Source organism: Mycobacterium neglectum, from assembly GCF_002591975.1.
GTDB classification, from domain to species: domain Bacteria; phylum Actinomycetota; class Actinomycetes; order Mycobacteriales; family Mycobacteriaceae; genus Mycobacterium; species Mycobacterium neglectum.
On record NZ_NVQE01000028.1, the window covers coordinates 38,311 to 50,854 of the forward strand.

Sequence of the window (12,544 nt, forward strand, 5' to 3'; positions counted from 1 at the left end):
TATGGCAAGGACTCAGCAGCAGCGTCGCGAGGAAACTATCGCACGGCTGCTCGACGCCAGCATCGACACCATCGTCGAAGTGGGGTATGCGCGGGCCTCGGCAGCGGTGATCGCCAGGCGTGCAAAGGTTTCCGATGGCGCGCTGTTTCGTCACTTCCCGACGATGGGTGACTTCATGGCGGCCACCGCGCAGGAAGTGATGCGGCGCCAGCTCGGCCTGTTCTCTAAGCGGGTCGCCGAGATTCCGGCCGACAGGCCCGCTCTGGAGGCCGCGCTGACAGTTCTGCGGGACGTCACCGGTAACGCCACCAACACGGTGATGTACGAGTTGCTCGTTGCCGCGCGCACCGACGAAAAGTTGCGGGTCACATTGAAAGACGTACTCACCGAGTACGCCGCGAACATCTATGAGACGGCCAGGGCGCTCCCCGGCGCCGATCAGTTCGGTGACGACACCTTTGCCGCGCTGACGGCGATCCTCACGAACACCTTCGACGGCGCGGCGATCGTGCGTGCGGTGATGCCGCAGCCTGAGCTCGAGGACAAACGGATTGAATTGCTGACCGCGCTGCTCAGCGGTGTGTCACCGGCACAGGGCGGCTAGGGCCTTCGCGCCAGCGCGACGAGGTGCACGACAATCCCGACCAGTGGACCGCACAGCAGCGCGACCACGGTGCGTGTCTCGAGGCTCAGCGGCAACAGCAACAGGGCCGTCGTTGCGACCGTCGCCGAGATCCACCCCAGTGAGTACGCCTGTTGCAGCGCTGCCGCCACCGTCGCGGCGCCGGTCACGGTCAACAGCGCCATCGTGATCGCTGCGGCGGTCAGCCACGCCAGTAATGCGCCGCTGGCCGCGTAGTCGGCCCCGAACGCGGCGCGTAGCAGCCACGGTCCGAAGACGCCCGCAGCCAGCACACCGAGCAGGCCAACCGAGGTCACCACGGCGGCCGGTGCGATGAGCGCCCGCAGCCGGTGCGTGCGCTGGTCGACGAAATGGGCGATCAGGTTCCCCTGCATGGCCGTCAACGGCACCAGTAGCGGTGCACGCGTCAGCGTCACGGCGAGGATCACGACGCCGCCTGTGGCCCCCAGATCATCCGAGGTCGCCTTGAGCAGCACAGGAAAGCCCATCACGAGCACGGCACTCGCGCCGGCCGCGGCGATCGAATGCGACGCCCCCCGCAGGAATGTGGCTGTGCTGCCGGGTGTCAGCAGCTTGGCGGCTTCCCGTGCGGAAGGGGAGACGGTCAACATGATCAGCCAGGCGATCGCACCCGCCACCGTCGCCCACAGGTATCCGGCCAGCCCCCAACCCACCAAAAACGTCGTCGTTGCCACGATCATCCGCAGGCCGGCATCGGTCACCATCAGTGATCCGTATCCGGTCCACCGGTCCAGCCCGGCGAGCATGCCCATCAGCGTGGCGTGCAGGCAGAAGCCGGCAAGGCCCACAGACAGCAGCGCAACCGACAGCCACCGCGACTCGGCGAACACGTGTGCCGACCACAGCGGGGAACTGAGGGCGATCACCCCGGCGGCGGCGACGCCGACCAGCGCCGCCACCCTCATCGGGTGCGTCCGCGGCCCGGTGACGACCCCGGTGTGGCCGGCCGAGCGCACCTCCCTGGTCGCTTCCTGCAAGAGCCCGAACGAGGCGCCGGTCACCAGGCCGAACGCCCCCCAGAACACGCTGAAGACAGAGAAGCCGATCGGCTCGAGGTCGCGGGCGGCGAGGTAGAGCACCGCGTACCCGCACAAAGCGGTGAGCGCCGTTGCCGCGCCGACCCTGGCCACGCTCGCCCGCGTGACGGGGCCGGCCGGCGTGCCCGCGTCGGTCACGTGGCGATGTCCAGCGCGGGTAGCTCCGTCGAGTAGAGCCATGCCGCCCACAACGGCCTCAGTGACTCGTTTGTATAGTTCGCCGCGAGCCCGGTGAAGTCGTCGGTCACCGCGGTGCTGTGCCGATACCGTGCCGTCCAATCACGAAGCAGCGCAAAGAAGTTGTCGTCACCGATGCGCCGCCGAAGCACATGCAGCGTGAGTGCGCCCCGCTTGTACACCCGGTCGTCGAACATGTCGCGGGGTCCGGGATCCGCCAGCAACAGGTCCTCAGGCGAATCGGCCAACCGCTGGTAGTAGTGTCGCGCCCACTCGTCGGCGGTTCGACCGCCCGAGTGTTCAGACCACAGCCACTCCGCGTAGCAGGCGAAGCCCTCGTGCAACCAGATATGCCGCCAGCGCTGGGCGGTAACCGAATTGCCGAACCACTGGTGAGCCAGTTCGTGTGCGATCAGGCGCTCGGAAGTGCCGCTTCCATCACAGTGATTGGCACCGAAAATCGAGATACCTTGTGCCTCAAGCGGTATCTCCAGATCGTCGTCGGTGACCACGATGGTGTAGCCGCTGGCCAGGGGGTACGGTCCAAACAGTTTGACGAACAACTTCATCATCTGCGGTTGGTCGGCGAAGTCCTGTTCGAAGTTGTGCCGCAACCGGTTTGGCAGCACCGCGTGCATATGGACGCCGTTCTTGGCCATGCGGTGCCGGTGGTACACCCCGATCTGCAAGGTCAGCAGGTACGTCGACGTCGGCTCTGCTTGCTCGTAGGTCCAGGTGGTCATTCCGGCCCGCGCCCGCTTGGACACCAGCTCACCGTTGGCGAGCGCGTAGTACGAACTCTCGGTGCTGATCCGGATGGAGAAGCTCGCCTTCGCGCTGGGGTGGTCGTCGCAGGGAAACCAAGAGGCGGCGCCGTTCGGTTGACCCGCCACCAGAGCACCCTCGGTCAGCTCTTCGAAACCGACGTCACCCCAATGAGAGTGGATCGGCCGCGGAGATCCGCCGTAGCGCACGACGATCGACATCGCGGCTCCGGCGGGCACGGCGTCCGCCAGACCGATGTGCAGCTTGTGATGCGACGACCTGAACTGCGCGGGTCGTCGTCCGTTCACCGTCACCTTCGTCACGTTGAGTGCGTGGGACAGGTCGAGGGTGAAGCTTCGCAGAGCCGCAAGTGTTACGGCGGTGATCGTCGCCGTGCCGGACAGTCGATTGATCGCGACCTTGTATTCCAGGTCGAGTTCGTAGCGCGATACCCGGTAGCCGAAATTGCCGTTGGCCGGGATGTATGGATCGATGACGGGAGCGGGCCCCTTCTTCTTGCTGCGTGTCACGCGGCGGCGTCTTTTGGCTTCTTGGGTGCCGGATCAGGTGTGTCGCCGCCGCGATTCTTGCGGAACAGATTCCACGGCGCGATCGGATTGCCGAGCCAGCGGGTCGAGGGCGGTACTTCGTCGCCACGCATCACCAGTGAGGCCGGGCCGACCGTCGCGCCCGCACCGATCCGTGCGGCGGGCAACGCGACGCAGTGTGGTCCCAGAGTCGAACCCTCCTCCAGCACAACGGTGTCCATCCGCATGATGCGGTCGTGGAACAGGTGCGTCTGAACCACGCAGCCACGGTTGACGGTTGACCCCTTGTCGAGGGTGACCAGGTCGGCCTCTGGCAACCAGTACGTTTCGCACCAGACACCGCGCCCGATCGACGCGCCGAGCGCCCGCAGCCACAGGTTCATCACCGGAGTGCCGGTCGCTGCGCGCGCGAACCACGGCGCCGCGACGGTCTCGACGAAGGTGTCCGACACTTCATTGCGCCACACGAATGGCGACCACAGCGGATGCTCGATGGCCTGAATGCGGCCCACCACAACCCATTTCGCTATCACCGCGATGCCGCCGGCGATCGCGCCCGCCGCCAGCAGCACGGTACCGCCGGCCAGCACCGGCCACAGCCAACCGAAACTGACAGCCAGCCATTGCAACGCCAGCAGCACGGCGACACCGATCGCAAACGTCACGATCAGCGGGATGATCCGGCAGGTTTCGACCATGGCGCGCAGGATCTTCAGCCGCAGTGACGGATGGAAGGTGCGCAGTGTGTCGGCCGCTGTCGGTTTGCGCCGCAGTCGAACCGGCGGGCTGCCGAGCCACGACGATCCCGCCTTCGCCTTGTGCGGTGCGGCGGACAGCACCGCGACCAGCCCGTCGTCGGGCACCTTTCGGCCCGGCTGGGTGATGCCCGAGTTGCCGAGGAAAGCGCGTTTGCCGATGGTCGCCTTCGCGACGTGGATCCAGCCGCCGCCGAGTTCATAGGACGCCACCATGGTGTCGTCGGCCAGGAACGCGCCGTCCTCGATCACCGTGAACTTCGGTGTCAGCAGCGCCGTCGAAATCTCGGTGCCGCGGCCCACCTTCGCGCCGAGCACGCGCAGCCACCACGGGGTCAGCAGGCTGGCGTACAGCGGGAACAGGTAGTTGCGCGCAGCGTCCATCAGTCGCTCGGTGGCCCATATCTGCCAGCCGACGCGACTGCGCACCGGGTGATAGCCCTCACTGAGCCACAGCGAAAGAACCCGCACCCCGATCACCGTCAGCAGTGCGTATGTCAGCACGGCGGCCACCGTCGCCACCGGGGTCCACAGTGCGGCAGGTGCGATCGCGGCCGTCACCGTGCCCGCGCCGCGGATACCCCACCCGATCACGGCGAGGCCGACACCGAGTGCCAGCAGCGGCACCGCGCCAAGGAGCACCGACGTCGCTCCGTAGACAACGACCCACAGCGGTGCCCGTCGCGGTCGGTGATCTGGCCACGGATGGCGGGCCTTACCGGACTTCACCGCGGGCGAGCCTTTCCAGTACTGGCCGTTCTTGACCTTGCCGACCACCCCCGAACCCGGGGCGACGTCCGCGTTCTTGCCGACGATGGCCCCGGGCAGCAGCGTCGTGCGGGCGCCGATGGTGGCGTCGTTGCCGATGGTGATCCGGCCGACGTGGAAGTGGTCGCCGTCGATCCAGTGGCCCGTGAGATCGACCTCGGGTTCGACCGAACTGCGGTGACCGAGTTTCATCATCCCCGTCACCGGCGGGGCCGAGTGCAGGTCGACCCCCTTGCCGACCTTGTTGCCGAGCGCGCGGGCGTAGTACACCAGCCACGGCGCGCCTGCCAGATTCTCCGCACCGCTGGCCTCCGCGAGACGTTCGGCGAACCACACCCGCAGATGCGCAGGACCGCCGCGGCGATACGTGCCGGGCTCCAAACCTGACAACAGCATCCGTGCGAACAGCACCGCGATGCCCATCCGGCCCAACGGACTGACGAACAGCAGGAATCCCGCGACGATCCACCACCAGCTGATTGATGCCGCCCATGGCACCAGATTCAGTTCGGCGGCGACGTTGTTGGCCAGGGCCAGCCAGACCACCCACTGCAGCCCGGTCAGCGTGGACAGGGGCAGCGTCAGGGCGACCTGGACGGCTTGGGAGAGCCACGGCGTCGGTGCGACCACACGGGTCTTTACCCGCGGCGGCGGTTTGAGTTCGTCGAGATATCCGGTCAGCGAGCCGAGTCGGGGATGGTCGTAGAGGTCGGCGACCGTCACCTGCGGATACCGCTGACGTAGTGCGGCCACCAACTGGGCGGCCGACAACGATCCGCCGCCGAGAGCGAAGAAGTCCGCCTCGGGACCCTCGATGGCGGAGGCCAGGACGTCGCGCCACAGGCCCGCCACCCAGCCCATCGTGCCCACCAAATCGGCGGCATCGGCGCCCTCCGGTTCGCCGGGAGGCGGCCACGGCAGTGCGTTGCGGTCGACCTTGCCCGAGGTCCGGGTGGGCAGTTCGGCCACGAGCACCAGGCGCGGCACGAGCGCAGCGGGCAAAGCCTCGGCCAGCGTGGCGCGCGCCGCAGCCAGATCGAAGGACGGATCTGCGCTCGCTATGTAGCCGACCAGCAGCGGGGTGCCACTGGCCGTGCGCCGCACCGCGGCCGCGCCGCCGCTGACTCCCGGCAGATTGACCAGCGCCGCATCGACCTCGCCCAGCTCGATCCGGCGGCCGCCGACCTTGACCTGGTCGTCGGCGCGCCCCTGGAAGTAGAGGCCGTCGGTCTCTAGGCGAACCAGGTCGCCGCTGCGGTATGCGCGATCCCAACCCAAAGAAGGCATAGCGGCGTACTTCTCGGCGTCCTTGTCCGGATCCAGATAGCGGGCCAGGCCGACGCCGCCGATGACGAGTTCACCGACCTCGCCCGGCGACACCGGGACGCCCGAGCGGTCGACCACCGCCAGGTCCCAGCCGGGCAGTGGCAGCCCGATGCTGACAGGCGCGGCGCCCGCCAGCCGCGCCGCGCACGCGACGACGGTCGCCTCGGTGGGTCCGTAGGTGTTCCACACCTCGCGCCCCTCGACCGCGAGCCGCTCGGCGAGCTCCGGCGGGCAGGCCTCACCGCCGAAGATCAGCAGCCGCACCGCCTCGAGCGCCTCGGCGGGCCATAACGCCGCAAGCGTCGGCACGGTGGAGACAACCGTGATGTCCCGCGACACCAGCCATGGGCCCAGATCCATGCCGCTGCGTACCAGCGACCGTGGTGCAGGCACCAGGCACGCCCCGTGCCGCCAGGCCAGCCACATCTCCTCGCACGACGCATCGAACGCCACCGACAGTCCGGCCAGCACCCGGTCGCCTGGCCCGATCGGATTGTCCTGCAGAAACATTCGTGCTTCCGCATCGACGAACGCCGCCGCACTCCGATGCGTGACCGCAACGCCCTTCGGCGTACCGGTGGAGCCCGAGGTGAAGATGATCCACGCGTCGTCACGGCCGAGTGGAGCGGCGGCCCGCCACCCGCGCGAGGAGCCATGGGCGCGGATCAGCCCCGCCTCGGTGATGATCGCGACCACGCGGGCCTCGCCGAACACCAGGTCGGCCCGTTCGTCGGGATCGTCGGCGTCCACCGGAACGTAGGCCGCGCCGCTGGCCAGGGTCGCGAGGATCGCCACGTACAGCGCGTAGCTGCCCGATGGCATGCGGATTCCGATGCGGTCCCCGCGCCCGATGCCCCGGGTGGCCAGCCATTCGACGCTGTCCTCGATATCGGAGACCAGCTCGGCATAGGTGAGCTGGACCTCGCCGTCGTCGATGGCAGGCGAATCCGGATGACGGCCCGCGGTGTCGTAGAGGATGTCGATGAGCGTGCGGGGTTCGGGCGCATGTGCCGACAGCAGATACTGCGCAGGTATCTGGTGCCCAACGTCCCCAGTCACGGATACAAAACTACTAAGCGGCCATGGCTGCGCGTGCACGCCGCACGCGGTGGCTGATCACAATTGCGCGAACAGCGATCGCACGTTTGATCTCCTCGATTTCGGTCAATCGCGGTTACCTGGCAGAATCACGGGCGGAGGGGAGTATTCCTTCGCCGCAGCGTCGTCATCACGTCGACCCCAATCGGTCGACCGGTGCTGCGGGCCGCACGGTCGTGGCGGTGGAAGAGACCTCCGGCGTTTTTCGGGCCGCATCCGCGGCTCGCCGCGACGACCGGAGGTTTTGTGAACGTTTCTCAACTCGAGTGGATCATCACGCTGGGCGTGACGATCGCGATTCTGCTGTTCGACGTCATCGTGATCGGGCGTCGCCCGCACGAACCGACGAAGCGCGAAACCGGCACGTATCTGACGATCTACCTCACGCTTGCGGTCGCATTCGGCATCTGGGTGTGGAACTTCCACGGCAGCCAGTTCGGCCTGGAGTTCTTCACAGGTTGGCTCACCGAATACAGCCTCTCGGTGGACAACTTGTTCATCTTCTTGATCATCATGGCCAGCTTCAAGGTGCCGAGGAAGTATCAGCAGCAGGCGCTGCTGGTCGGCATCATCCTGGCGCTGATCTTCCGCGGCATCTTCATCGCGCTCGGCGCGGTGGCCATCAACCAGTTCTCCTGGATTTTCTACGCTTTCGGCGCGTTTCTGGTCTACACCGCCATCACGCTCGTCCGCGACACCGATCACGATGACGACGCCGAGAACTTCGTGGTGCGCTTCGCGCGCAAGCATCTCAGCCTGACCGATGAGTGGCACGGCCTCAAGATGTGGATCAGGGAGAACGGCAAGCGGCTGATGACGCCGATGTTCCTCGTGATCGTCGCGCTCGGCACCACCGATCTGCTCTTCGCGCTGGACTCGATTCCCGCGATCTACGGCCTGACCCGCGAGCCGTATCTGGTGTTCACGGCGAACGTGTTCGCGCTGATGGGTCTGCGTCAGCTCTACTTCCTGCTCGGTGACCTGTTGAAGCGGCTGGTCTACCTGTCGCAGGGGCTCGCCATCATCCTCGCGTTCATCGGCGTGAAGCTGATCCTGCACGCGCTGCACGAGAACGAGCTGCCCTTCATCAACGGCGGCGAGCATGTGCCGGTGCCGGAGATCCCGACGCTGGCCAGCCTCGGCGTGATCATCGTGACGCTGCTCATCACCACCGTGGCCAGCCTCTACAAGACGCGCGTGCACGATGTGAAGAACGGCAAGGACAGCGACGCCGGCAAGGATTCGGCGCCGGCTACCGAGGAGTCCTTGGATCCGCGCTGATCGGAAGGGTCGACGGCGGCCGCTCGAACGCCGACCGGTACTGCGCTGGCTCTGCGGGATCAGGCGAAGGCTTCGTAGACCAGCGTGAAGTACCGGTCGGTGCGGGGCGAACCCTCGATTCCCGGCCCCATCTTGTTCATCACGTAGGCGACCGTGGCGCGACGGTCGGGGTTCATGGTTTCCCACGATCCGCCCCAGCCGCCCCAGAAGCAGATGCGTCCGTCGGGAACGAACGGAATGGATTCGCGTTGCGGAAGACCGAATCCCAACCCGAATCTCAGCGGATGATTGGCCAGGACGAGATCGGGGCCGTCGGATTGGACTTCGAAGATCTTGTCGATGGTTTCGGGCCGCAGTAGTTGGACACCATCCACCGTGCCGCCCAACGAAATCGCGGACAGGATGCGCGCCAGTGATCTGGCGTTGCCGTGGCCGTTGGCTCCGCCGATGTCGGCGGCCCGCCACCCATCGGTGTTGGCTACGGCGGGGTCGGGCGCCGGGCCGGTGAACGTTTTCAACATCGGTGCGGGCCACTGATCCATGGGCGGAAGGTCGAGCGGCTCCGTCGCGGGAATGATCTCCGCGATCCGGCCGGCATCAGTCGGGCTGGCGCCGATCTGGAAGTCGGCGCCGAGCGGGCCGGCGATCTCGTCGCGCACGAAGTCTTTCAACGTCGTTCCGGTCACGCGGCGCAGGACCTCGCCGATGAGATGGCCGTAGGTGAGGGCGTGATAGCCCGATGCGGTGCCCGGTTGCCACCACGGAGCCTGGGCGGCCAGTGCGGCCGTCGACTTCGCCCAGTCGAAAACATCCTCCACCACCACCGGCTGGTCCCATCCGGAAAGACCCGACGTGTGTGACAGCAGATGACGAAACTCGATGTGCTGCTTGCCGTTCGCGGCGAACTCAGGCCAGTAGGTGGCCACGGGTGCGGTGGCTTCGACCAGTCCCCGGTCGATGAGCATCAGGGCTGCAAGCGCAGTGATCGTCTTGGTCGACGACCAGACGTTGACGATGGTGTCCTCACTCCACGGCACCGTCTTCGCGGCGTCCGCGTGGCCGCCCCACATGTCGACCACGGATTCGCCGTCGATGTCGATCGCTATGGCGGCGCCGACTTCGCCGCCGCACAGGATCTCGTCGGCGAGCGCCTCGGCCACCTTGTCGAATCGCGGATCGCAGTGCCCCTGCAGTACGTCATGCATCGGACCATCATGCGACGCCCGGTGTCGCTTTGTTCCGGCAATTGCGAAGTGCCCCCGGCCCCTGAGAGGTACCTTCTGCTTACCCGAGAGTCAATATTGAGGGGGAGCAGTCTATGCACAGACTCACGATGGCGGTCGCTGTGGCCGCGATGGCGACCGGAACAATCCTGACCGCGCCGGCAGCCGCGGCGGGAGTTGTTCAAGATGCGACCTACACCCAGCCTTCGGTGCCGACCGCACCGAAGACCCAGCCGCTGGACTGCTATGGGACCACAGGCAACATGGGCTGCGGACCCGGCTGGTTCTGGCGCGACGGGTGGCGCGGATGGGCGTGTTACCCATGCTGAACACCTACGTGAAGGCGGCGGCAGCATTCGCCGCCATGGCCGTTGCGGCGACGATCGGTGGTTTGGGTTCTGCCGCAGCACAATCCGGCAACTACAGTCAGCTGCCCGTTGACCCGAACCTCGTGACGGATTCGCAGGCGTTCAGCGCGGCCCCGTTCGAGATCGATCCGAACGGGCAGCGGGGCGTGCGGGCCGAGTACACCCACCGCGAAGGTGCCACCCGGTCGATCACCACCACCATCCTGATACTCCCCAGCGCGCAGGAGGCGACGGGATCACTTGCCGGGGCCGCGGCCCAGGTGGGCAATCCGACATCGGTGCCTGCGCCGGTGGGCACCGGCGGGACGATGGTCTCGGGGACCTCGCTCGACGGGACGGAGTCAGTGACCGTGCTGTCCTTCACCGAAGGAAATGTGGCGACGACGATCGAGTTCGAGGGTCCGCCAAACGATCCCGTGCCCCCGGACTTCGTCACCGAACTCGGGCAGAAGCAGAACACCGCGATCCTGGACTGGCAGGCGGTCTAGCTCGAGGGCATCACCAGTTGTTGTAGCCGCCCTCGGGTCCGAGCATGCGTTCCAGGCGAGTGCGGTTGATCCGAGCCAGTTCGTTGCGCACGACCTTGCGCTCGGTCTCGGCGTCGTTGTGAAGCCGGTCTGACATCGTCGCGAGCACGTCCTGTGCGGTGTATCCGTTGATGAACATGACGAAGCCGAAGCCGAAGTGCGCCAGGTAGCGTTCCGACGCCTGTCCCAGCTGGACCATGACCTCTGGCTGATCGCACCAAATGGCACACTGCTCGGCCGCTGATTTCTCGCTGCCGGGCCGACGTCCGATGTCGGGATAGGCCTGCAGGATGGTGTCGACCGATTCTTCTGATAGCCCGAACAGCAACTCGTCCGCGGCCCGGAAGAGTTCGTCGTGGCTGGCAAAGGGCCTGCCGCGGCAAAGATCGGCGGCCAGCGGCACGCTGTAGTAGCACTCGTATACGGCATGTACCGCGCGCCGCATGGGCATTGCGTTGAACGCCTCGAGGCCGATCCCCTGATGCATCAACACAGCGTCATCATCGGAGGCGCAGAGTACGCCCGCGTTACCGCGTGTTACGGCGGTGAAAACTCAGTCGTCCCTCAGTGGCCTGCGGTCTTGAACCGCTCGACAGAGGCTTGCAGTTCCGCCTCGGCCTTTTCGCGCCCCACCCAGTCCGCGGCTCTGACGAACTTGCCCGGCTCGAGGTCCTTGTAGTGCACGAAGAAGTGCTTGATCGCGTCCAGTTCGAACGCGGGCACGTCTTCGAGGTCCTGGATGTGGTCCCAGCGCCCGTCGCCCGCGGGTACGCACAGCAGCTTGTCGTCGCCGCCGGCTTCGTCGGTCATCTGGAACATCGCGACCGGCCGGGCCTCGACGATGCACCCGGGGAACACGGATTCGGGCAGCAGGATCAGCGCGTCCAGCGGGTCGCCGTCCTCGCCGAGGGTGTTCTCGAAGAAACCGTAGTCGGCCGGGTACGCCATCGACGTGTAGAGGTAGCGGTCGAGCTTGACCCGCCCGGAGTCGTGGTCCACCTCGTACTTGTTGCGCGAACCCTTCGGGATCTCGATGACTACGTCGAATTCCACTCCGGCGCCTTCCTGCCCTGTGCTGCGGTATTGCGGACGGCATCACCCTAATCTGCCTACGATTCTGGCCACCTACTCGGGAGGCACGATGGGCAGAATCTCAAGCGGCTGGGCTCTGACGAAACAGAGCTGGGCGGTATTGAAGAACGACCGGTCGCTGGTGATCTTCCCGATCCTGTCGGCCGTGTTCGCCGCGATTGCGCTTGTCGTGATCTGGGTGCCGACGGTGATCACCGCGGGCCTCCTCCAGAACGGGACCGTCGACGAGAACAACCCGATCATCGCCGTCGGCGCCGTCGTGACCATCTACACGTCCACGTTCACCGTCATTTTCTTCAACGTAGCGCTGGCCGCATGTGCGGCACGCTCGTTGCGTGGCGAGGACACCAGAGTCGGCGAGGGTATCTCGGCCGCGATGGGCCGTATCGGGCCGATCTTGGGCTGGACCCTCGTCGCAGGCACCGTCGGGCTGATCCTGCAGATCCTCGAGAACCGCTTTCCGATCGCGGGCAGGATCGCGGTGTGGATCGCCGGTGCCGCATGGGCGATCGCGACGTTCTTCGTGATCCCCGTGATCGCGCTGGAGGGCACCGGACCGTTCCGGTCGCTGAAGCGGTCGGTGCAGGTCGTCAAGGCCAAATGGGGTGAAGGTGCGACTGGTCAGGTCGCGATTTCGGCGGTGACGGGGCTGATCGTCTTCGTGCTCGTCCTCGCCGGCTTCGGCGCCGGGTTCGCCCTGTTCTCTGCTGGCCTGGCGCCGCTTGGCATCGCGGTCGGTGCTGTCGCGGCGGCCGCGGTGATCGTCGTCGCCATCGTCTCCAGCGCGCTGAACTCGATTTTCCGCGTTGCGGTGTACCAGTACGCGGCCACCGGCCAGGCACCTGCCGCGTTCGACGCGCAGCTCGTGCAGACGGCGTTCGGCGCCGGCACTCGGCGGGCGTAACCGACGGCAAC

The 12,544-nt window shown here is 66.5% G+C and carries 11 protein-coding genes; 5 read left to right on the forward strand and 6 right to left on the reverse strand.

Annotation, left to right across the window (positions count from 1 at the left end):
- Window position 1 precedes the first annotated feature (1 nt).
- Window positions 2-604, forward strand: coding sequence for a TetR/AcrR family transcriptional regulator (locus CSQ99_RS20495; RefSeq protein WP_099040846.1), 603 nt, complete (start codon window positions 2-4; stop codon window positions 602-604).
- On the opposite strand, the gene CSQ99_RS20500 is transcribed toward CSQ99_RS20495, so the two are convergent.
- Genes CSQ99_RS20500 through CSQ99_RS20510 form a run of 3 tightly spaced genes read right to left on the reverse strand, consistent with a single transcriptional unit; the run spans window position 601 to window position 7,099 of the window.
- The gene (locus CSQ99_RS20500) at window positions 601-1,839 is read right to left on the reverse strand and encodes a hypothetical protein (RefSeq protein WP_099040847.1); all 1,239 of its coding nucleotides are present in this window, start codon (window positions 1,837-1,839) and stop codon (window positions 601-603) included. The genes CSQ99_RS20495 and CSQ99_RS20500 overlap by 4 nt on opposite strands.
- Window positions 1,836-3,173 (reverse strand): M1 family metallopeptidase, encoded by a 1,338-nt coding sequence (locus tag CSQ99_RS20505; RefSeq protein WP_099040848.1) that lies wholly within the window; start codon window positions 3,171-3,173, stop codon window positions 1,836-1,838. The genes CSQ99_RS20500 and CSQ99_RS20505 overlap by 4 nt, the downstream gene beginning before the upstream one ends.
- Window positions 3,170-7,099 carry a Pls/PosA family non-ribosomal peptide synthetase gene (locus CSQ99_RS20510; protein WP_099040849.1) on the reverse strand — a complete coding sequence of 1,310 codons (3,930 nt, stop codon included), beginning with the start codon at window positions 7,097-7,099 and terminating at the stop codon, window positions 3,170-3,172. The genes CSQ99_RS20505 and CSQ99_RS20510 overlap by 4 nt, the downstream gene beginning before the upstream one ends.
- A 285-nt stretch (window positions 7,100-7,384) precedes the next feature.
- Here CSQ99_RS20510 and CSQ99_RS20515 point away from each other — a divergent pair, with 285 nt between their 5' ends.
- The gene (locus CSQ99_RS20515) at window positions 7,385-8,419 is read left to right on the forward strand and encodes a TerC family protein (RefSeq protein WP_099040884.1); all 1,035 of its coding nucleotides are present in this window, start codon (window positions 7,385-7,387) and stop codon (window positions 8,417-8,419) included.
- Between the two features lie 59 nt (window positions 8,420-8,478).
- On the opposite strand, the gene CSQ99_RS20520 is transcribed toward CSQ99_RS20515, so the two are convergent.
- Window positions 8,479-9,624 carry a serine hydrolase domain-containing protein gene (locus tag CSQ99_RS20520; RefSeq protein WP_099040850.1) on the reverse strand — a complete coding sequence of 382 codons (1,146 nt, stop codon included), beginning with the start codon at window positions 9,622-9,624 and terminating at the stop codon, window positions 8,479-8,481.
- A gap of 113 nt (window positions 9,625-9,737) precedes the next feature.
- On the opposite strand from CSQ99_RS20520, the gene CSQ99_RS20525 reads away from it, so the two are divergent.
- Both CSQ99_RS20525 and CSQ99_RS20530 read left to right on the forward strand, forming a co-directional pair.
- Window positions 9,738-9,971, forward strand: a complete 234-nt coding sequence (locus CSQ99_RS20525; RefSeq protein WP_099040851.1) for a hypothetical protein — start codon at window positions 9,738-9,740, stop codon at window positions 9,969-9,971.
- The gene (locus CSQ99_RS20530; RefSeq protein WP_099040852.1) at window positions 9,950-10,498 is read left to right on the forward strand and encodes a hypothetical protein; all 549 of its coding nucleotides are present in this window, start codon (window positions 9,950-9,952) and stop codon (window positions 10,496-10,498) included. The genes CSQ99_RS20525 and CSQ99_RS20530 overlap by 22 nt, the downstream gene beginning before the upstream one ends.
- A 10-nt stretch (window positions 10,499-10,508) precedes the next feature.
- Here CSQ99_RS20530 and CSQ99_RS20535 read toward each other — a convergent pair whose 3' ends face one another.
- Together CSQ99_RS20535 and CSQ99_RS20540 are read right to left on the reverse strand one after the other, a co-directional pair.
- Entirely contained in the window at window positions 10,509-11,024 is a 516-nt protein-coding gene (locus CSQ99_RS20535; protein ID WP_099040853.1) for a 2-oxo-4-hydroxy-4-carboxy-5-ureidoimidazoline decarboxylase, read from the reverse strand.
- A 77-nt stretch (window positions 11,025-11,101) separates the two neighbouring features.
- Entirely contained in the window at window positions 11,102-11,590 is a 489-nt protein-coding gene (locus tag CSQ99_RS20540) for an inorganic diphosphatase (RefSeq protein WP_099040854.1), read from the reverse strand.
- A gap of 88 nt (window positions 11,591-11,678) precedes the next feature.
- On the opposite strand from CSQ99_RS20540, the gene CSQ99_RS20545 reads away from it, so the two are divergent.
- Window positions 11,679-12,533, forward strand: coding sequence for a DUF6159 family protein (locus tag CSQ99_RS20545; protein WP_099040855.1), 855 nt, complete (start codon window positions 11,679-11,681; stop codon window positions 12,531-12,533).
- Window positions 12,534-12,544 lie beyond the last annotated feature (11 nt).

What these genes read in the sequence shown, in the direction of transcription:
- CSQ99_RS20495 (WP_099040846.1), top strand. Translation starts at nt 2, where the DNA reads ATGGCAAGGACTCAGCAGCAGCGTCGCGAGGAAACTATCGCACGGCTG.
- CSQ99_RS20520 (WP_099040850.1), bottom strand. Translation starts at nt 9,624, where the DNA reads ATGCATGACGTACTGCAGGGGCACTGCGATCCGCGATTCGACAAGGTG.
- CSQ99_RS20525 (WP_099040851.1), top strand. Translation starts at nt 9,738, where the DNA reads ATGCACAGACTCACGATGGCGGTCGCTGTGGCCGCGATGGCGACCGGA.
- CSQ99_RS20530 (WP_099040852.1), top strand. Translation starts at nt 9,950, where the DNA reads ATGGGCGTGTTACCCATGCTGAACACCTACGTGAAGGCGGCGGCAGCA.
- CSQ99_RS20535 (WP_099040853.1), bottom strand. Translation starts at nt 11,024, where the DNA reads ATGCATCAGGGGATCGGCCTCGAGGCGTTCAACGCAATGCCCATGCGG.
- CSQ99_RS20545 (WP_099040855.1), top strand. Translation starts at nt 11,679, where the DNA reads ATGGGCAGAATCTCAAGCGGCTGGGCTCTGACGAAACAGAGCTGGGCG.